This window comes from Flavobacterium sp. NPDC079362 (assembly GCF_050267765.1).
Lineage (GTDB): Bacteria > Bacteroidota > Bacteroidia > Flavobacteriales > Flavobacteriaceae > Flavobacterium > Flavobacterium azizsancarii.
In genome coordinates this window covers 245,538-267,062 of record NZ_JBNNFM010000004.1, presented here as the reverse complement: position 1 = coordinate 267,062, position 21,525 = coordinate 245,538, and the positions used below count along the sequence as shown (strand labels likewise).

Below are 21,525 nucleotides of genomic sequence, written 5' to 3'. Positions count from 1 at the left end.
TGTATCGTAAATTAAGAACCGCCTTGGTACGGATCCGTATGCCGGGTGGTGTGGAAGGTCGCCTAGGGAATTAATCCCTAGGCTCCTATCCGATTAGATTTACACGTAAAGTTTATCATTTCTAGGAACTAGAAATCGCACTAGAAATTCGACAAAGATTGATCCGTTTCTTTGTCAAATTTCTAGTGCGATCCTTCCTTTGTCAAGATGACAAGATGATTGAGTACAAAAAATAAAAACCAGCGAAAATCCGTTCAAATCCGTCTAATCCGCGGGTAATAAGAATCTATTTCTTCACCTTAACAATCAACGGACTATTTATCTTCTGAGCAAACGAACTTAAATAATTTTCCCATTCTTGTTTCGTTTGAAACGGGCTTCCTTTTTTCCATCCAAAACCAACATAGTAAAGTGCTTTATTATTTTTTACCTGAATATTTCCGTATAGATTACTCAAGTCTTTTTCGTTTGTAATGTGATTATCAAAACTCGTCAAAGTATTTTTTGGCGCCACGATTCCCATACCAATTTTCGAATCATCGATTGGTTCCCAATAGCTTAACCAGCCTTCTTTTATATTGGTTCCAATTGTTCCTTTTTTATCGTGAAGCGTTATTCCGGCGGCAATAGATTTTGTTCCTGTAATGTTGATTTCAAAACGGGAAAGATAACTTCCGTAGTCCAGACTGATAAGTTTTGATTCGGTTATTTTGTTTCCTTTTGCATCCCAATCGGCATAAGTCAGGATAAAACTCGTTCTGATAGGTCCTGTGGTGATGGTTTTCCAATTGGTAAAATTCTTAGAGAAATAGTATTTATCATCGACTTTTACGGCAATTCCACCCACACCACGGCTGTCGCCTACATGAAAATTATCTAAACCTTCACCGGTATCTTTATGGTAAGTTCCGGTTCCGTTAGTTGCTTTTTCGTACCATTTATTGATAATTGGGTATTCGACTCTTTTTAGCCAGGCATCGATTCCGCTCGTTAAAGTTCCTCCGGCAACCTTGTCTTCGACCATTTTTTGCGCTACAGGCCCGTAAGTTCTAAAGGCAACTTTATTATTTTCCCAGGCATAATCGTCCGTGCGTTCCGGAACAAATCTCGAATAACAACTAATTGTTGTTTCTTTTGATGGATTTTCGGTAACTAGAACCTGAAAATCTTTATTTGAGGATGCTTTTATTTTGGGCTGAAAGAGTAATACATCCATTGTTCCGTCGCCATCAATGTCTACAGTTTGTGTCGTTATAAATGCATTCGTTCCAATCTCTTTTATTGCATAATTTTCGAGTTTGACAGAAGCGGGTAATCCCAGCGATTTTTTAGATAATTCTATTGTTTCGAATTCACGATCTATAGGAAGAGAGTTCGTTACGGTAATGATTTTATTTTGTGAATGCATGGCAAAACTGCTGGCCAGGATTGCGGTAAGTAAAATATGTTTTTTCAAAATAATACTGTTTTAGTTTTGATTTCTATGACATTTATGAATTTTTAAATTTACAAATCAAATTTTAAACTGAAGTACATAAAAGGTATAAATATGTACAGAAATCTGAGAACGAATGTATTGTTGGTTATCTTTACAAGATCAATTCTAATAGCTCTCCAGATGAAACAAAGTGCCGGAATCCTTCTTTATAAATTCACAGATAAGACAATATTCTTTTTGCTGGTTCATCCTGGTGGTCCATTTTGGAAGAATAAAGATCTGGAAAGCTGGTCGATTCCTAAAGGAGAATTTACAAGTGATGAAGATCCGCTTGAAGGTGCAAAGAGAGAATTTCAGGAAGAAACCGGTTTTGAATTGGAAGTTGACTCAGAAGCTGATTTTATTGCGCTTCATCCTGTAAAACTCAAATCTGGCAAAACAATTTTTGCATGGGCATTAGAATTCGATATTGATGTGACGTTGGTAAAAAGTAATGAATTCGAAATGGAATGGCCGCCCAAGTCTGGAAAACTACAATCGTTTCCTGAAATTGACAAAGCCGAATGGTTTCAAACCGAAAACGCTTTGAAAAAGATAAATCCTGCACAGGCTGATTTTATTGTTCAGATAATTTCAAAAATCAGCTCTTCTCTGTAAAAGATGCATTGGCTTAAAGAATAATTTTGTAATTTACATTTCCGGTCAAAACGGATCATTAAAAATGTAAATAAAGAATATGGAAGTTAAGTGTATTATTTTCGATTGTGATGGAGTTCTTGTAGATACTGAAAAAATTGGTAACGGAATTTTACTTTCAATGGCAGCACAATATGGTTTTGAAATGAAATTAGAAGATGCCTATCGTGACTTTAACGGTAGAAATTTAAAAGAATGTTTTTCGCATATTGAAACTGCAATTGGCAAAAATCTTCCCGATAGTTTTGAGCGTGAGTATCGTGAAAAAAGTTTTGAAGCTTTCAAAACACAAGTTAAACCGATGGAGGGTATCGTTGAATTTCTGAATAAATTGAAAATCCCATATTGTGTTGCCTCGAGTGGTCCTGTCGATAAAATTCGTTTAAATCTTGAAGTAGCAGGTTTGTTGGATAAATTCGAGGATAAAATATTCAGTTCGTACCAAATTAAAAGCTGGAAACCGGAACCCGGGATTTTTCTTCATGCTGCAAAAGAAATGGGTTTTGAGGTTAAGGATTGTATTGTAATAGAAGACAGCAAAGCCGGAGTGATAGCCGGAATTCAAGGCGGATTCAAAGTCTATGGTTTTGCAAATGGATTCAATAACGAAGACTTAGAAAAAGAAGGAGCAGAGCTTTTTAGTAGTTATGAGGAGTTAGCTGAGATTATTTAGTTTTCAGTCTTTTTGTTTGTTATAATGAGAGATTTACGCAGTACGGGTAAACCCGACAGGTTTTAAAAACCTGTCGGGTTTGATATTTGTTCAGGTTAGGTTCAAAGATGATTTAGTCTCAAATTTTAGTTCGATATTTTAATATACCTAACAGGTTTTGCAAACTTGTTAGGATACGCGTAACAATTACCTAACAGTTTTTAAAAACCTGAGATTTGACATTTGTTTAAGGTTCATGCTAGCTTTGTCAAAGTTCAAAACTTTGACAAAGCTTTTGTCTTTTAATAAAATCAAATTGCTACATTATCTAATTATTTTTATACTCTTTTTCTCATTGTCAAAATCTCTAATTTTAATGTAATTTGTTACATTAAAATAAAATTTTATATATTTGATTGTAGCGATTCATTTTTTTTAATGCTTTTAATTATCAAATTATAATTTTAAAAGTATTGTTTAAATTGTTTCTCTATGCTTAGAAATGCCTTTTCCCAAAAGGGGCATTTTTAAGATTGTAGTTGTCAAAAGCTACAACTAACCTACAGACAGAAACAAAAATGACCAAATTTGCACTTAGAATTTTAGTTCTATTCATTTCCCTTTTGTATCCAATTGTTAATGCCCAAATTAAAAAAATTGGAGTTCCGTTTATCAGCAATTATAATTCAAAAACGTATAAAGCCGCTTCAGAGAATTGGGATCTTTTGCAAGATTCTAAAGGCATGATGTTTTTTGCCAATCATTTTGGAATTATGCAATTTGACGGTGTGAGATGGGGTATTGTCGCCCAGCCGGAGAATAGAAGCATGGTTCGTTCTCTGGCGATTGATAAAAACGATAAAATGTATGTAGGTGCTCAGGGTGAAGTAGGCTATACAGTTCAATTACCAAACGGACAATACAAATATACTTCTCTGGTAAGATTACTGCCGGATTCAGCTAGAAATTTTGGAGATGTTCTGCATACCGTTATTCGTAATAATGAAGTTGTTTTTTTTTCTAATGAAGAGCTATTTATTTATAAAAATAATAAAATTAATGTAATACGGTCCGAAGCAAAGTTTGATGATTTTTTTGAGGTCAACAAAGAGATTTATGTTTCAGATAATGCAAAAGGTTTGCTGAAATTAGAAAATGATGCTTTAGTTGAAATTCCAAACAGTAAAGAATTTATCGGAATGAAGATTAGAAAAATCTTTGAAACCAAAGATGGTTTGATCCTATTGACGCAAAAGCAAGGTTTGTTTGTATGTAAAAACAATCAGTTAAAACCTTTTGTAACCGAAGCTGATCATTTATTGAAACAGAATCAGATCTCAACGGGAGTTTTGCTTTCCGGTGGATATTTCGCAATAGGAACACGTCAAACGGGGTTGATAGTTATTGATAGTAAAGGAAATTTAATTCAGCATATTAATAAACAGGCAGGATTACAAAACGATTATGTGACTAATCTTAAGACTGATAGAGAAGGTAATTTGTGGGTTACACTTAAAGAAGGGATTTCGATGGTTCAGATTGCTTCTCCTTTATCAAAAATATTGGATGCATCAAATTCTGAAAGCAAAATATATTGTAGTCAGATTTATCAAAATAAATTATATATCGCTACAGATAATGGTGTTTTTTGGCTGGATTGGAATGCCTACAAAAATGGTCAGCATCACAATGTAAACTTTCAACATATATCGGGAATGTCTGAAAACGTTTGGAATATTGGTGTTTTTGGCAATTCTCTATTGGCTTTCGAGAAAAACGGAGTCTTCGAAATCTCGGGTAATTCGGCAAAATTATTAGCCAAAACTGATGGCGCATGGCAAGGGGTAGTTATTGCGAATCATCCTGATTTGTTGCTTGTTGGCGGTTATAACGGATTATATTTATTAAAACAGATTAATAATTCCTGGGTTTATCAGCATAAGATAAAAGGTTTTGAGGAAAGCAGCAGGGTAATTGTCACTGATAAAGACGAGAACATTTGGATTGCACATGGGTATAAAGGAATCTTCAAAATGAGACTGAATAAAACATTTGATACCGTTTTGAATCTTCAATTTTACAATGATAAAAATGGTTTTCCGTCGAGTTTGTTTTTGAATAATTTCAAGATCAATAACCAGATTCTTTTTGGAACCACGAAAGGTATTTACAAACAAGATGCTCATTCGAAGAAAATGGTTCCTGATGTTAGTTTCAAAAAATATCTTGGACAGGAAAGCCATATTCGTTTGCTTAAAGAAGATCATCAAAACAATATCTGGTACATTTCAGGGGAGAATACCGGAAAAATGAGCCAGAAACCGGGGGGAAGTTTTACTAAAGAAGAATTGCCTTTTCGAAAGCTGCGGTATTTATATATTCCGGGTTTCGAAAATATTCAGACTACCGCAAACGGAGATGTGTTTTTTGGAACACAAGAGGGTTTGATTCATTATAATTCTACTAAAAACAAGAAATATGAATCGAAGTATAAGGCAGTTATTTCTGAGGTTAAATGTATTTTTCCTAAAGATAGTTTATTGTTTTCAAGCCGATACGATGTACTTTCAACGAAAACGGAACAGGCCAATAATACACTTTCACCAGTTTTGTCCTATTCGAATAATGCTTTGCACTTTTCGTTTGCATCACTTTGTTATGATCAGCCTGATGCTACAAAATATGAATATTGGCTTGAAGGTTTTGAACCTAAATGGTCTGATTGGAATCTTCAGACTGAAAAAGAATATACCAATTTGCCGGAGAACCAATATGTTTTTCATGTAAGGGCAAAGAATATTTATGATGTCGTTAGCGAGCAGGCTACTTTCAAATTTGAAATTCTGCCGCCCTGGTACAGAACAACCTGGGCTTATATCTTGTATTTGATCCTTTTTGGCGTTTTAATTTATACGATTATTAAATACCAAAAGAATGTTGCAGAACGTGATCGCGAACAATTGATTCTGAATCAGGAAAAGGAATTGCTTAGAAATCGAGCCGAATTAAACGAGCAAAAATTGGCTTTGGAACAAGAAAATATGGCCATTATGAAGGAAAATCTGGAAACAACTATTAATGCTAAAAATGCCAAAGTTGCTTCGAATACCGTAAATCTGATTCATTTAAATGAAATTCTGCTTTCTATAAAAGATCTTATTGGTCAGATTGATAAGAAAAATGATTTCAATACTAATTTTGGTTTACTCAAGAAAATTAACAGGATCATTGATCATGAATTACAAGGAGATCAGCACTGGAAAGAGTTTGAGGAGATTTTTAATCAGCTTCATGATAATTTTATGCAACGTCTAAAAACGAGTTTTCCTGAACTGACTCCGCGCGATATGCGATTGTGTGCTTATTTGCGAATGAACTTTAATACCAAAGAAATTGCACCGCTTTTAGGGATTTCTGTTCGTGGCGTAGAAGATACGAGGTATCGTATTCGCAAAAAATTACAGCTTTCATCTGAGGCAAATATTACAGCGTTTATTTTGAATTTTTAAAGTATAATTTTTTAACCAAATAGAAACATTGGCTATTTTGAAATTGAAAAAAGAGAATAAAAAGAAACTAGTTCTCACACATAGCTAGTGGCTTAAATTTTTTCACGCAGATTTTAAAAAGATTTAAGCAGATACACACAGATAATTATCAAATTTAAATCTGCCAAATCTGCGAGAAATATTTTTTTAATTTTTATTCTGATGGTTATTGGATTTGTTTAAATTTTTTCAGGCAGATATATGCTCATTTTTGTCATCCTGACGAAGGAAGGATCACACGAGTAGCTCTGCTTAATAATCTTTCAAATCTTTGTTGCGTTTATAGTGCGATTTCTCCCTTTGGTCGAAATGACAGACTAAGCTTAAAAATGATGAAAATCTGCTCAATTGGAAGAATGAAATAATCAAAAGCTCCAGCGGAGCGATATATAGATAAATTATCAAATCGATAAATATGTCGCCCCTATGAGGCTCTTTGAAAAATGGATATTTAAATTCCTATAAACATATCGTCCAGCTGGGATTTCTCTAACATAACATGTTATTTGGAAATTTGTAGACTTTAGATACTGAAAACGATCTAATAATTCAGTTTTTCTATCATCAGTAAAATCCTAAGTAGTTTTGCGCTTTTTGACCGCTAAATAGTACATTTTTTTACAAACACCGTAGTCAAACCGTATTCAAAAATGTAAGTCTTGCCTGATTTATTTGTTAATATTGTTCCTTTATTACTAAAATAACAATCTATTTTTTACAAAGTTGATTTTTATTGCACTAATAATCTCTACTAACAAATAACCTAAAAACAAATGAAACAAAAAGACTCTTTTTTCGGCCGACCACCGAGAAGTAATTACAATGTATTAAAAAAGTGTTTAATGGTATTAGTGGTGGCATTATCCCCACTTCTAAAAGTACACTCGCAATGCAGCACCTTAATTTGGTCAGATGAATTCAACGGTACAACCGTCGACGCAACCAAATGGCAAAGTATTTCAGGAAACGGCTGTCCGTCACTCTGCGGATTTGGAAATGCAGAAGCGCAACGTTACGATCCCACTCAGGCAACAATTGTCAAGGAAGGAACAAACAGTTATTTGAACATTGAGGCAAAATACGCACCCAATGCTTCGTTTCCCTCACAGCCGTATTCTTCTGCAAAACTAACTACAGAAGGCAAGTATGCTTTAAAATACGGAAGAATCGAAGCCCGTATGAAATTATCTAATGGAATGGGCGCATGGCCGGCCTTCTGGATGTTACCAGCCGGGACTTCAAACTGGCCTTTTACAGGCGAAATTGATATTATGGAAGCCAAACACAGAAACCCAAAATCTGTAGATGGAACAATTCATTATGATGCGGGAGGATATCATTATACAGGAAGAAGTTATAGTTCTCCAACTGATTTGTCTGGTGAATTTCATGTGTATGCCGTAGAATGGGGACCAAATATCATTAAATGGTTTATTGATGGCAATTTATTTCATACCGCAACACCACAGACAACTGTAAATGGCGGATGGCCTTTTAATGACCAACAGTTTTATATTATTTTAAATCTTGCCGTTGGTAGTGGCGGAACGCCTTATACAAGTGTAAATGGAGCAGGGGTAGAACCAATTCCAGCTGACTTTCCTGCAAAATTACAAGTAGATTATGTTCGCGTTTACAGCGGTAGTTTTACTTATGGAGTATTAGGAAATGCAAAAGTATACCAAAACCAAACTGGTAAAACGTATTCTATCAATACAATTGCCGGAGCTACGTATAACTGGACAGTTCCTGGCGGAGCCACAATTACTTCAGGACAGGGAACAAACACTATTACGGTAAATTGGGGAACTACAGGAGGAGATGTTTCGGTAGCGACAACAGTTTCTGGATGTGCCGGTAATACCTATAAACTTGCGGTAATTACAGAAGTGCCTTTACCGGTAGAAAGAATCTACGAAGATTTTCAATCCAATAGAAATGTGGTGTACGGACTTAAAACAGGAGTCTTGACAGAAGCCGTTGCAAATCCATCAGCTACGGGAATCAATACATCTGCTTTGGTAGGGAAATATGTTCGTAACGCCTCTGAATTGTATGATGTTCTGAATATCAAAAATGTAGTAATTAGCAATGCCAATGATTACGTTTATGGCAGAAAAAAACTTTCTTTTGATATCTATACTTCGGCGCCGGTTGGTACAAAAATCTCGATGCAACTCGAGAATAGTCTGGTAACTACAGCAACTAATTTCCCTTCAGGAAGACATAGCGGTTACAAAGCCACGACAACGGTTCAGAACAAATGGGAAACGATTGAATTTGAATTCGAAAAAGTAATAGATGCCAATACAAGTGCATTGTCAATCAATAATGTAGTATTTCTTTTTGAATCCAATTCAAATACCGGCACTACCTATTATTTTGATAATCTGCTTACAAAAGCCGCTCCTGAAAAAGCAATTATTGCGACAGATGTTCTTCAGAATTATGATGGTATCAATAAAATTATCAAAGGAACAACAACCGGTGTATATTCTGTTGTAGCGAATCCTGGAGCAAATTCGGTAAACTCGTCTGCAAATGTGGCGAAGTATGTTCGTAATGTTACAGAACAATATGATGTACTTTTCTTTAATACACAAGGCAATATCGAAGACGCAGGTTTACTGAAAAATCAGACCAATAAAATCATGATTGATCTTTATACTACAGCGCCAATTGGTACGGTTGTAAGTCTGAATTTAGAGAATAGTGCAACATCGCTTCCGGCTAATTTCCCCACAGGAAGAAATAGTAATTATGTTGCTATCACAACCAAACAGAATCAGTGGGAAACCCTGACTTTCTATTACAATTCAAGTCCTGATGAAGGAACATCTAATCTTGCGGTAAACCAAATGGTGATCTTAGCCAATTCAGGTTCATACACAAACGATACCTATTATTTTGATAATATCAGAATTGGTTCAACTAAATTACCGGATACTTTCACGCCCGGAGTAGTTTACGAAGATTATCAAACCGTTCATAATATCACATTCAGAGATGCCATTGGAACTTATACAGCAAATACGCCAAATCCAAGTGCGAGCGGAATTAATACATCTTCGAACGTTGGAAAATATGTTAGAAAAGCGACAGAGTTGTATGATAATTTTTCATTCAATACAACTTTAAGCAATATTGGAGATTTTAAAAGCGGAACGAAAAAATTCGCTATGGATGTTTACACCTCTGCTCCTGTGGGATCTGTAATTTCATGGCAGGCAGAAAGCAGTGCTTCGGTTCCTTCAAATTATCCAGTGGGGAGACATAGTATTTATCAGGGAGTTGTAAAACAAAGCAATACGTGGCATACGATTACTTTTACTTATGCAAGTGCACCTGATGCTTCAACATTAGATACTGAAGTCAACCGTTTTGTGTTCTTGTTTGAACCGGGAACCAATTCAGGAAACACGTATTATTTTGATAATATCAGAGCGGTAAATTTAGTTTCTACAGAAAATCCTCCTGCTACTTTACCGGCGCCGTGGGTTAGTAATGATTTAGGTGCTGTAACGCCAGCAGGAGCAGCGACTCATGCCAGCGGAACTTTCACTATTAAAGGATCAGGAACAGATATCTGGGAATCAAGCGATCAATTTCAATTTGTGAACCAACCTATTACGGGTGATGCTGAAATTATTGCCAAAGTAAATTCATTAACGAATACAAACACTTATGCTAAAGCCGGAGTAATGTTCCGTGAAACCCTTACGCCAACTTCTAAACATGCGATGACTGATATTACAGCAGCAGCAGGAGTAGAATTTCTATCCAGAGATGCGATTTCAGGAATCACAACGGCTCAGACCGCTACAGGAACAACGCCAAAATGGCTTCGTGTAACAAGAGCAGGAAATGTATTTACGTCTTATTCATCTGATAACGGAACAACCTGGACACCAATTGGTACACCAAGAACAATTGCTATGGCAAGTACTATTTATGTGGGAATGGCGGTAACGTCTCATGCAAACGGAACTTTGGCAACGGGAGTTTTTAGCGATGTTATTGTTCGCAATATTACACCTCCAACGAACAATGTCAATTTAGCTTTAGCAAAACCAACTGTAGCTTCTACAGAGGAGAATGCTACTTTTTCTTCGGCGAAAGCCACAGACGGAGATGCCGGAACAAGATGGGCAAGTGGTTTTGTAAATGCCAGCGAATGGATTTATGTTGATTTAGGAAGTAACTACAATATCAATCGTGTGGTGCTGAAATGGGAAGCTGCTTTTGCAACCCAATACAAAGTACAAATTTCATCTGATTTGAATTTTACCGAAAGCAAAACCGTAAATACACAAACGGCAAGCGACGGAGGAACAGATGATTTGACTCTAAGCGGAACAGGAAGATACATTAGAATTTTATGTACAGCAAAAGCTTTGGCTCCATACGGATATTCTTTATTCGAGATCGAAGCTTACGGATTTGCTTCTACAGCCAAAATGGCTGCGGTTGCTACCGAGGAAACAGAAGCAACAACTACTGCTTTTGCGATGTATCCTAATCCGGCAAACAACTATGTTCAATTGGCAATACCTGAACAATTAGACAATAAAGTCGTAACCATTTATGATGATTCAGGAACATTGAAAATAGAGAAAAAACTGAATTCTGATACTAAAGGAGAATTTATAGATGTGAGTAAACTTAGAAAAGGAATTTACATCCTAAACTTTAAATCAGATCAAAAAAGCTGGTCTAAAAAATTGATTAAGCAATAAACTAAAATTTCCGGTTGGGTGTAATGATCCTTAATAGTTACACCCAACTTTTTATAAAGTAACCCGTTAGGTATAATTCTTTTTAGCAAATAGAAACATAAATTTTGTTTACTAAAAAAAGGTATTTCATTTTATAAAAAAAATGCATCAGTATCTATGCAAAAGAAATGTTTTTCCTTTTTGTATACTTTTTTTGATCCATAGAATCTATGTTTCTATGTGTTTAAATATATTTTCTGAATTATACGCTGCGAGTTATTACTTAATATTTTCTCATTTCTTACTAATGAATTAAAAACAAGTTTATTAACCCAAACAATTTTAAACAATGAGAAACTTTAAATTACAAAAAAGATTTTTTACTGCACTGCTTCTGGCATTGCTCTGCAATTTTATGTATGGGCAGGGACCTATACCATTTACCATTAGCAATACTTCAACATTTAATGATAACGAATTGTATGTCGCCATAGTGGGGATTGATTACAATACTGGAAACCACGTTTGGGTAAATGCCAAAACAAGTCAGGTTTTGCCAATGAGTGCTTCTTATAATACCATTACAGGACCTACAATTGGGGGAAATACCGGACCGGGACAAAACTCAAAATATGCCAATTGTTTTACTAAATTAAGCGAGATTCCAAATAAAACTTTTACGCTGCCGCAAATTGCAGGCTGTAGGGTTTTTATCGCCAAAGGGCAGCAATTGTATTTCTACTTTTTTGGTGCAAGCGGCGCACCTTCTGGATATACATCACCAAATCCGCTTAATGCAACAGATCCGAATCAGGGAATTTTATATGAAATCATCGAATTGACGAACAATCAATACGGTTTTTTTGGAAATCCTTCGAGAGTCGATTCGTATAAATACCCAATGGGATTAGAATTATTTGGTGCTAATGGTTACCAGAAACGTGTGGGTGAATTAAAAAAACACGCAGATATTGTGGCGGCTTTCAAAGCCAATGTTCCAGCGGAATTTCAGGGTTGTGTCAATAACACAACGGGTGAGATTACTGCACCATCAAAAACTCCCGCTTTCGCTGATGGAACCGGTGGAACTTCTATTGGTGCTCAGGCTAATTATCTAAAATCTTATATTGATGCCATTTGGAACAAATATAAAAACGAAGATTTAATATTTTATGCCGGAGATGCAGGTGTTTTCAAAGGAAGGGTTATTGGAGAACAATTGGAAATGGTAGGACAATCAGGTGGTTTTGTTGGTCGTACAGGAAGAGTTCAAAACAGACCTTCGACTCAGGAAGCGCTTGAAGGAAAAGGGGTTCTGGACAGAAGATTGGTCGATGGAGATTTAGATCTTGTAATTCAGGCACAATTAACAGCTGCCATTAACCGTCATGTTGTTAATACGACAACTCCTAATCCGGGACAACAAAACTGGTACGATGCATCGAAATTTTATCAGGTGAACCCAACCAATCATTATTCTAAATTCTGGCATTTACCGGGAATAAGTGTTGATAATCTCGCCTACGGATTTGCTTATGATGATGTGGCAGATCAGTCGCCGTCGCTTCATACAACGCAGCCTACGAAAGTAATTGCGACTTTTGGAGGATATGCAGGTTCAGTACCATCAGTTCCTGCTACGACAGATGTAATTACGGTGTATAAAGATTGTAATTATACCGGATTTTCAGGTGGATTGACTATTGGAGACTATAATCTGGCGCGTTTAAATTCTTTGGGAGTTTTAAATGATGATATTTCTTCACTTAAAGTCACTCAGGGATTTCAGGCGATTTTGTATCAGGATGATAATTTTACAGGAGCTTCAACCGTAATTAATTCTGACAATGCTTGTTTGAATACCACCTGGAATGATAAAGTAACTTCTGTTCGTATAATCGCAAACGGAACGGCTACTTTAGGAAATCAGACTTTTTATCTTCAAAACAGAAACAGTAATCTGTACATGGATGTCTGGAACGCTAATTTATCGAATGGTGCCGCTATTAATCAGGGCGCTCTGAATTCAGGCAATAATCAGAAATTTACCTTCACACATTTAGGCGACGGATTGTATAAAATTATAGCCAATCATAGCGGACAATCTTTAGATGTAAATAATTTTAATAAAGCCAATGGTGCGCGTGTCGAGCAATATCCGTACAATGCAACCACCAACCAACAATTTGTATTGGTTGCTACAGGCGATGGATTTTATAAAATTGTCGCCAGACACAGCGGTAGAATTGTTGAGGTTGCAGGAGCAAGTACAGCTTCCGGAGCTGTTGTACAACAATGGGACAACAACAATCAAACTTGTGGACAATGGAAACTGATTCCGGCTACAAGTTCGCAGACTTCGGTTTTAATTCAGGCAGAAGATTATTCTTCCATGAGCGGTATTCAGGTGGAAGCTACAACAGATACAGGAGGCGGTTCTAACGTAGCCTATACTGATACAGGCGATTGGCTGGCGTATAATAATATCAATTTCCCATCAACAGGTTCTTACTTAATAGAATATCGTGTAGCAAGTGCTGTCGCAGGTGGTAAATTATCATCTGATTTAAACGGAGGAACTATTGTTTTAGGTAGTGTTGATATTCCAAATACCGGAGGATGGCAAAACTGGCAAACAGTATCTCAAACGGTAAACGTAAATGCAGGAACGTACAACTTTGGAATTTACATTCAGAATACGGGAATGAACATCAACTGGATAAAAATCACAAAAGCGGGTGCTGGTTTAACAGCTAAAATGGCTTCAGCTCCTTTAGCGGAAGAAGAAACAATTGGTACGGCTTTAACTATATATCCAAGTCCGGTAGAAAATACACTTTACATCACAACTGATGTATCGGGAGGAAATGTAAGCATTGTAGATTCTCAGACTGGTACTGTATTTTCAGGGAGAAAAGTAAATAATAACAGTTTAGATGTTTCGTATTTGCGACGAGGTGTTTATTTGATAGTTTTTGAAAAAGACGGTCAAAAAACAGTGAAACGTTTTATCAAGAAATAGTTTTAAATGAAATAAAAGACTCAGGATGATAAATTCGAAATTTCAAACTCTAAATTCAAACTATGACTTTACTTGTTGAAGTTACAAATCTGAAGTTTAAAAAAATTGAAATTTATCATCTTGCGTCTTTTCTTTTTCCAATTAAATACAATTTTTATTAACCTTTAAACAAAAACCTATGAAAAACAATTACAAAACAATGCCACTAAAGTGGATGATCATTTTAGTATTGGGAATTTTCAATTTGTCAATGGCCCAGAAGAAAGTGATCGCTTATATTCCCAATTGGGTAGATCTCAATGCATTTTCGAGTAGTGTTCAGTATAGCAAATTAACCCATATAAATATTGCTTTCGAAAATCCTGATGCAAACGGATATCTGTCTTTTAATTCCGGATCTAATACGATTATCAATGCGGCACATGCACAGAACGTAAAAGTTTTTGTTTCTCTTGGTGGAGGATCAGTTTCTGAAGGAGGAGCAATTCGTGACAATTATTTCAATCTGATTAAAAGTGCCAACAGAACGGCTTTTATCCAAAAAATATACGATTACGTAGTTGCCCATAATTTTGATGGTGTCGACATGGATCTTGAAGGACCTGCAATTAATAGTGATTACGGAGCATTTGTGATAGCACTTGCAGCCAAATTACACGCGAATGGAAAACAAATTACAGCAGCACTTTCAGAAGGATATGGTGGTGCAAATGTACCGTCTTCTACTTTTGCTGCTTTCGACTGGATTAATATTATGGCATATGATGCAACAGGTCCCTGGGCTCCCGGAAGTCCGGGACAACATTCCCCATATAGTATGGCCGTAAATCAGTTTAATTACTGGACGGGAAGAGGATTGCCGGCAAGTAAAGCAATCATTGGACTTCCGTTTTACGGATATGGTTTTGGAGCTTCTGCCAATCAGGGAATTTCTTATGCTAATATCGTAGCGCAATATCCGGGAGCAGAAAATCTGGATCAGGTAGGAAACACGATTTATTATAACGGAATTCCAACGATCAAACAAAAAACAACTTTTGCAATTCAGAACGCAGGAGGAGTTATGATTTGGGAATTATCACAAGATGCTGTTGGCGCTAAATCATTACTGACAGCCGTAAACCAGGTAATTACAGGAAGTCAGCCGCCAACAGGTACGGGAACTTTAATACAAGCAGAAAACTATTCTTCGATGAGTGGTATTCAAACTGAACCAACAACAGATACTGGTGGAGGATTAAATGTAGGTTACGCAGATACAGGAGACTGGATGGCATATTCAAATGTCAATTTTCCAACTTCAGGTTCTTATGTAATCGAATATAGAGTGGCAAGTGCCGTAACTGGTGCCAGAATCTCATCAGATCTAAATGCAGGAACGATTCAGTTAGGTACTGTAAATATTCCGAATACGGGAGGTTGGCAAAACTGGCAAACGGTATCTCAAACCGTAAATGTAAATGCGGGAACGTATAATTTTGGAATATTTATACAAAGTTCAGGAGTTAATATCAACTGGTTCCGAATCACAAAATCAGAAACAGCTTTGGCAGCAAAGTCAGCTTCTCCAGAATTATCAGCTGAAGGAATTGCAAATTTGAATGTTTATCCAAATCCAACACAAGAAGCACTTTTCTTTAGTATAGAAGTCTCCGGAGCAAACGTAAACATTATTAATTCTGAAGGAGGCGCCACGGTTTCATCACAAACGGTGAATAATAATAGTGTGGATGTTTCAGGTCTAAAAAGCGGAATTTACTTGGTTTTAGTAGAGAAAGACGGAATTAAAACCGTGAGACGTTTTATTAAAAAATAGTTTGAGTATAATTTAACCGCAAGGTTCGCAAAGTTTTTATACTATATTATGTTCAGAAACAAAAAGTTCGCAAAGCTGGTTGAATATAAAGCTTTGCGAACTTTACTTTTATTACAGCTACTGAATAAAAAAAATTAGCGCACTTTGCGGTTAAATCGACTTCTCGTTTAAATAAACTTACCGATTAAATTTCGCTTATTGCCATAAATATTTATCATTCCGTAACAATACGATAAAGGTTTTTCAGCTTTTAATTCCTAAAATTGCAGATTCTTTGATGTTTAGAAATCCCATTTGCAAAAGCTGAGCCATGACTTTAAAAATTACTTCTCCTTATAAAATTTCTTTAACCCTTCTGTTTTTTATTTTGTTGAATATTACTATTTCCGCACAAAAACAAAGAAATCTCGAAGGAACCCAAGTTGTTTTTTTATCCGATGTTCATTTGCAGGATTTATTCGGAACCTTTTCTGATAATGATTATAAAGGTATTTTGAATCCAAAAACAGGTAAATATGTTTTGATGAGAACGATGGCTTCTCAATTGCATTCGACCCGAATCTTCAATGAGAATTATTTTGCATTTATAGCCGCTTTAGAAGATATCGCCAGACGAAAGATAAAATACGTGGCACTTCCCGGAGATTATACAGATGATGGTCAGCCAATACATGTAAAAGGATTAGAGAAAATCTTAGATCAATATAGAAAAAAATACAATATTGAGTTTTTTATCACGACAGGAAATCACGATCCCGTTGGACCTTTTGCACAGGAATCCGGTAAAGAAGATTTTTTAGGAAAAGACGGAAAAAGTCAGCCTATTTATAGCAAAGACGGTTTATATACGCCTAATTTAACCATCGAACAGCCCGTTGTTGTGACCGCCGATATTGCTAAAATGGGTTATTTGGGAATTACAGACAATTTGAAAAATTTTGGTTTTTATCCAAACAAAAAATACAAATTCTGGGCAACGCCATTTTCTAGGTTTACTGCTGAGAATTATACTTTCGAAAAAGCGTCGAAAGCTGCTTTATTATCCAATAGAGTTTATAGTGTAGCACCTGGATTTGAAGTTCCGGATGTGAGTTATGTTGTTGAACCTGTTGAAGGACTTTGGTTAATGGCAATTGATGGCAATGTTTATATTCCGAAGAAAAATGATGGAGATCCTAAAGATTCTAAAAGTTACGCTGAAGCGAGTACAGGATATAATAATGTACTTTCGAATAAAAAACACCTAATAAAATGGGTAGAAGAAATTTCGGGGCAAGCCAAAATGCAAGGTAAAACGTTGATCGCTTTCAGTCATTTTCCGATGATTGATTTTAATGACGACGCTTCCGCGGAAATAAAAGAATTATTGGGGCCAAATAAATGGCAATTGAACCGCGTTCCGGTCGAAGAAGTAGCACAGGTTTTTGCAGATGCGGGATTAAAGATTCACTTTGGAGGGCACATGCATATTAATGATACAGGAGTTCGTACCACATCAAAAGGAAATACTTTAGTAAATATTCAAACGCCATCTTTGGCAGCCTATATTCCCGCATATAAATTATTGACGATCAAAAAAAATAATCTGGTCGATATTCAGACTATTACAATTGATGAGGTTCCGAGATACGATGAACTTTTTGATTTATACAAAACGGAGTATCAATTCTTAGAAAGTCAGAACACAAAAGACATTTGGAATATTGATATTTTGAAAACTAAAAACTATCACGATTTTACTGATTTTCATTTGAAGGAGCTGGTTCGATTGCGTTTTCTGAAAGATGATTGGCCTGTAAGTTTTAAGAATTTTATCCTGAATGTTTCCGGAGAAGATTTGTTGGTTCTGGCAAATATTCAATCAGATAAAGATTTTGATGTTATCTTGAGAAACAAAGAAAACTTCAAAAAAGAATGGGCGGAAGCAGAAAGTAAGGCCGATCAATTTCTAGCTAAAAATGATCTGAAAAAGCAAGATTTCAATTGGACTGGTTATGATCTTCTGGTCGATTTTTACCGTTTCAGAAGCGCCGATGAATTGGCTTTAGTTGATGTTGGAATCGCAAGAGCCAAACAATATAAAGTGCTATCGCAATTATTTTTTGAGAATCATAAAGATGATGCATCAAAAGAAAAAGTATTGCAAAACCAAATGCGATTGTTTCTGATCATCTTCAATAAATTCATGCACGAAGTTCCGGCGGATCATTTTAGTGTAAATTTGAAAACGGGGGAGATTAAGAGCGAAAAATAGTTTCAGGTTTATTTTGTTTCAGGTTTCAAGTTTAAAATGAGTTTAAGGTAGACGTAGATTTTACCGCAAAGGGCGCTAAGATTTTGCGCAAAGTTCGCAAAGATTTGATTTGGTTCGCTTTGCTTTGAGATCGGAAAGGGATTGTGGTTATGAAGTACGCGGATGATACGGATTTGCTAAATCGAAAACGCTGATTTAAAAGGATTTATCTGTTAAAAACGCAAAGTTCGCAAAGCTATATTAACGATTAGCTTTGCGAACTTTGCGTTTTCTATGCATTAAAATGAGATGAAAAATCTTTGCGCACCTTGCGGTTAAATTTTATTCATTCCAACCTGAAAACTGGGACTGATACTGAAAACTTATTCAACTCCATTCACAGGATTAACTCTCACATAACTGCCATCATCGTATTTTATCTGGTAAGGAGAATTAAAAAGAGTACTTGGTAAATAATAATCTGTTGTAATTACCTGAGCGCCGGATTTTTTAGCAGCTTCAAAATGTGTGTAATCATTGGCGCGAGCTTCTTTAGTATCAGAATCTGCACGGGTTCTTATGATGTATCCTTTTTTAACCAAGTTTGCGATTTCAGGATCTTCAGAGTTGTTGCGGAATAGAGTGGCTGCTTCAGGTTTTCCGGGATCAGCATTGATAAAAACAGCACGTCCTTTTAAGGAAGGATGATTCAGGGCATATAAATCTCTTTTTTCCCCATTATTATCTAAGATAAATAAAAATTTACCTTTTCCTTTTTTCAATGTTGGCCAATTGTTATGTAATACAGCTTCTTCTAAGGTTTTGTATTTTCCACGAACCATATCCGGCGTGATTAGTTTATTCCCTAAACCTTTACGAAGTTCCTTGTCTAAAGCATCAAACAATTGAGGCGTAAATTTCTCAGCTTTTGTACCTAAATAACTATCATCATCTTTTGGTTCCAGCGTAATAAAAACCGGAATGTGATCCGGATTTGCGTCAGACCATTTTTTTAATTCGGCAAGACAACTTTGTAAAGTGTAAGATGAAGTTCTAAAATCAATATCGATCATATGAAAAACTTTAAAACCAGGTTTTTTCATCTCTCCATTTGGATCATAAGGTTCGTCAGATTTTGCAATGTCCAATCCTTTTGGATGTGCATATCTTCCGCCTTTAGTATCTCCCTGAACATCAATTTCAAGATTTCTTAAACCTTTATTCAATTGTTCTGTAAGCGGAATATGGGTGTATTGCAACCCCTTTAGTGAACGCGAAGTATCTTTTGCCTGAATGAGATTGTAGAGATCCGTTTCGATATTCTGGCGGTAACTATTATGGGATCCGATTACTTGCAGTTGATTGATTTTTAGATGGTCATTTTGTATCTGACTGTTGCAATGTATTGTGCCGGCAATAAATAAGGTAAACAGAATTTGTTTCATGATTTTGAGAGTGTAATTTTTATTAATACTGAGGACGCAGCATAAGAAAATTACCTTTTTAGTCACCGTGTGGACGGAAGCATTATAAAATCTGAACACGAATTTTAATACCTAAACCTTGTTTGCGAAATTAATTTCAGGAGCGAATTAGTGACAATTAGTGCAATTCGTGTTATGTTTTATACTTATATCCAAACGGTATTTTAGCGGAAACTAAATTAGGAGTTGTGTTTGATTTTTATGTTATTAAAAAAGCAAGAAATCGCAACCTGATTGTGATCATTGCCCGAAAATAGTAGTATTTCTATATCAAAATAATTCTTTATTTAATTTAAAGATAACCTTCAGACAAAAAAGTTTGGTATAACATTTTATTATTTTACATCACCAAACAGTTCCAAAATAAGCTATGAAAAACCCTGAAATTTTTGAAAAAACGTATATTGATTACTGGAAAAAGCTCAATGCCTTTTCGTATACGATGACTCAGGATAAAGACTTGGCGCAGAACATTGTTCAGGATGTCTTTATTGATTTATGGGAACGAAAAGACGATTTGAATATTAATGCCATCGAACCTTACTTGTTCAGAGCAGTAAAAAACCAGGTCTTCAAACATTACCAAAATAACAGGTTCGATAAGACGATTCTGGAAGATAAATTCGAAGATTATATTATTGATAATATCAGTTCGATTGATCCTGAATTAATGGATGTGCTTTATTCCTTATTAGATCAACTTCCGGAGAAACGAAAAGAAGTTTTACTGATGTACAAATTTCAGGATATGTCAATTGATCAGATTGCAGAGGAACTTGGAATTTCGAAACAAACTGTTAAAAATCAAATTTCTTCGGCCTTAAAACAATTGCGCGAAGGCCTGAAAGACCTTGCCTGGCTTGCTCCATTCATTATTTTGCATCAAAAGTTTTAAGATAACTTTGTGTTAACGGTTTCATAATATTTCCCGATAGTACGATTTTACATTTCTGGTACTTACTTGTAATAAGAAGTATTATGATAAAAAGAATCAAGCATAGTTTAGAATATCTTGTCGATAAAAGCAGTCGAAATAAAACATCTGAAGCAGAAGAAAATTTACTGAATAGTTTTGCTTTAAACGAATATCAAAATTCAGATTGGGATGAAACTTCGATGGGAAATTCGAATCAGGTTTCTCAAAACATATATGAAAATATTCAACTTAGAATAGGGAAGAAGAAAAGCTTCAATCCTTATTTAAAATATATGGCAGCTGCCAGCATTCTTTTTCTTGTTGGTTTAGGAATTTTTTATAAGCCAAACGTTACGGCCGAAAAGCAATTATCATTTAAAACGTCAGATATCCCCAAATCTATCGAATTAAGTGACGGCTCGAAAATTTATCTGGCAGCAAATTCATTATTTCAGTATCCTGAAAAATTTCAAGGCGAAGAAAGAAAAGTTTCACTACTAAAAGGAAATGCATTTTTTGAAGTTGCCAAAGACAAAAAGCATCCTTTTATAATTAGTTCCGGCGAAATCAAAACGAGAGTGGTGGGAACTTCATTTCACATTCAGCTTTCAAAATCAAAATGCGAGGTTATAGTTGTAACCGGAAAAGTCAATGTTTCAGGAAAAGGACAAAGTGTCGATTTAGTTCCAAATGAAGAAGCTTTGTTTACAGCACAAAAACTAAGTAAGCAAATGGCTGATAAATCATTTTTGGTCAATTGGTACAATACAGACGTGACGCTGAATCAAACTACATTAAAGCAGGTTATCACGATTTTACAATATAAATACGGAGTTTCATTTCAGTACAATAATGAACACGTATTAGCAACGCCGTTAACGGTATTCATCAAGAAGGACGCATCATTAGAGAATGTTTTAGAACAAATTAATTACATCACAAACCTAAAATTCAAAGTTTATGGCGAAATAGTAAAAGTAAATTAAAAACAAAAAAAGCAGTTGC

At 35.5% G+C, this 21,525-nt stretch carries 11 protein-coding genes; 9 read left to right on the top strand and 2 right to left on the bottom strand.

The features are described 5' to 3' along the window. Nucleotides 1–286: 286 nt before the first annotated feature. A complete protein-coding gene (locus ACQKCJ_RS06485) occupies nt 287–1,456 on the bottom strand; it encodes a DUF4861 family protein (protein WP_427401657.1) in 1,170 nt (389 codons plus the stop codon). A 162-nt stretch (nt 1,457–1,618) separates the two neighbouring features. On the opposite strand from ACQKCJ_RS06485, the gene ACQKCJ_RS06480 reads away from it, so the two are divergent. The 7 genes from ACQKCJ_RS06480 (at nt 1,619) to ACQKCJ_RS06450 (ending at nt 18,141) form a co-directional block, all read left to right on the top strand. Next, nucleotides 1,619–2,095 carry an NUDIX domain-containing protein gene (locus ACQKCJ_RS06480; protein ID WP_427401656.1) on the top strand — a complete coding sequence of 159 codons (477 nt, stop codon included), beginning with the start codon at nt 1,619–1,621 and terminating at the stop codon, nt 2,093–2,095. A gap of 79 nt (nt 2,096–2,174) precedes the next feature. Beyond that, nucleotides 2,175–2,807, top strand: a complete 633-nt coding sequence (locus ACQKCJ_RS06475) for an HAD family hydrolase (protein ID WP_271335947.1) — start codon at nt 2,175–2,177, stop codon at nt 2,805–2,807. A 557-nt stretch (nt 2,808–3,364) separates the two neighbouring features. Beyond that, entirely contained in the window at nt 3,365–6,295 is a 2,931-nt protein-coding gene (locus ACQKCJ_RS06470) for a triple tyrosine motif-containing protein (protein WP_427401655.1), read from the top strand. Nucleotides 6,296–7,107: 812 nt separating this feature from the next. After that, the gene (locus ACQKCJ_RS06465) at nt 7,108–11,070 is read left to right on the top strand and encodes a family 16 glycosylhydrolase (RefSeq protein ID WP_427401654.1); all 3,963 of its coding nucleotides are present in this window, start codon (nt 7,108–7,110) and stop codon (nt 11,068–11,070) included. Nucleotides 11,071–11,398: 328 nt separating this feature from the next. Further along, complete coding sequence (locus ACQKCJ_RS06460; protein WP_427401653.1) at nt 11,399–14,071, top strand: beta-1,3-glucanase family protein; 2,673 nt, start codon at nt 11,399–11,401, stop codon at nt 14,069–14,071. Between the two features lie 178 nt (nt 14,072–14,249). Then, the gene (locus ACQKCJ_RS06455) at nt 14,250–15,887 is read left to right on the top strand and encodes a glycosyl hydrolase family 18 protein (protein WP_427401652.1); all 1,638 of its coding nucleotides are present in this window, start codon (nt 14,250–14,252) and stop codon (nt 15,885–15,887) included. Nucleotides 15,888–16,197: 310 nt separating this feature from the next. Next, a complete protein-coding gene (locus ACQKCJ_RS06450; RefSeq protein WP_427401651.1) occupies nt 16,198–18,141 on the top strand; it encodes a metallophosphoesterase in 1,944 nt (647 codons plus the stop codon). Nucleotides 18,142–18,503: 362 nt separating this feature from the next. Here ACQKCJ_RS06450 and ACQKCJ_RS06445 read toward each other — a convergent pair whose 3' ends face one another. Next, nucleotides 18,504–19,565 (bottom strand): phosphatidylinositol-specific phospholipase C1-like protein, encoded by a 1,062-nt coding sequence (locus tag ACQKCJ_RS06445; RefSeq protein WP_427401650.1) that lies wholly within the window; start codon nt 19,563–19,565, stop codon nt 18,504–18,506. A 409-nt stretch (nt 19,566–19,974) separates the two neighbouring features. Here ACQKCJ_RS06445 and ACQKCJ_RS06440 point away from each other — a divergent pair, with 409 nt between their 5' ends. Beyond that, nucleotides 19,975–20,499, top strand: a complete 525-nt coding sequence (locus ACQKCJ_RS06440) for an RNA polymerase sigma-70 factor (RefSeq protein ID WP_427401649.1) — start codon at nt 19,975–19,977, stop codon at nt 20,497–20,499. Between the two features lie 83 nt (nt 20,500–20,582). Next, entirely contained in the window at nt 20,583–21,506 is a 924-nt protein-coding gene (locus ACQKCJ_RS06435) for a FecR family protein (protein WP_427401648.1), read from the top strand. Nucleotides 21,507–21,525: the final 19 nt, after the last annotated feature.

Bases quoted from the DNA above. Each gene is read 5' to 3' on its own strand.
- ACQKCJ_RS06435 (WP_427401648.1), top strand. From the start codon at position 20,583: ATGATAAAAAGAATCAAGCATAGTTTAGAATATCTTGTCGATAAAAGC.
- ACQKCJ_RS06445 (WP_427401650.1), bottom strand. From the start codon at position 19,565: ATGAAACAAATTCTGTTTACCTTATTTATTGCCGGCACAATACATTGC.
- ACQKCJ_RS06460 (WP_427401653.1), top strand. From the start codon at position 11,399: ATGAGAAACTTTAAATTACAAAAAAGATTTTTTACTGCACTGCTTCTG.
- ACQKCJ_RS06465 (WP_427401654.1), top strand. From the start codon at position 7,108: ATGAAACAAAAAGACTCTTTTTTCGGCCGACCACCGAGAAGTAATTAC.
- ACQKCJ_RS06440 (WP_427401649.1), top strand. From the start codon at position 19,975: ATGAAAAACCCTGAAATTTTTGAAAAAACGTATATTGATTACTGGAAA.
- ACQKCJ_RS06455 (WP_427401652.1), top strand. From the start codon at position 14,250: ATGAAAAACAATTACAAAACAATGCCACTAAAGTGGATGATCATTTTA.
- ACQKCJ_RS06480 (WP_427401656.1), top strand. From the start codon at position 1,619: ATGAAACAAAGTGCCGGAATCCTTCTTTATAAATTCACAGATAAGACA.
- ACQKCJ_RS06470 (WP_427401655.1), top strand. From the start codon at position 3,365: ATGACCAAATTTGCACTTAGAATTTTAGTTCTATTCATTTCCCTTTTG.
- ACQKCJ_RS06475 (WP_271335947.1), top strand. From the start codon at position 2,175: ATGGAAGTTAAGTGTATTATTTTCGATTGTGATGGAGTTCTTGTAGAT.
- ACQKCJ_RS06450 (WP_427401651.1), top strand. From the start codon at position 16,198: ATGACTTTAAAAATTACTTCTCCTTATAAAATTTCTTTAACCCTTCTG.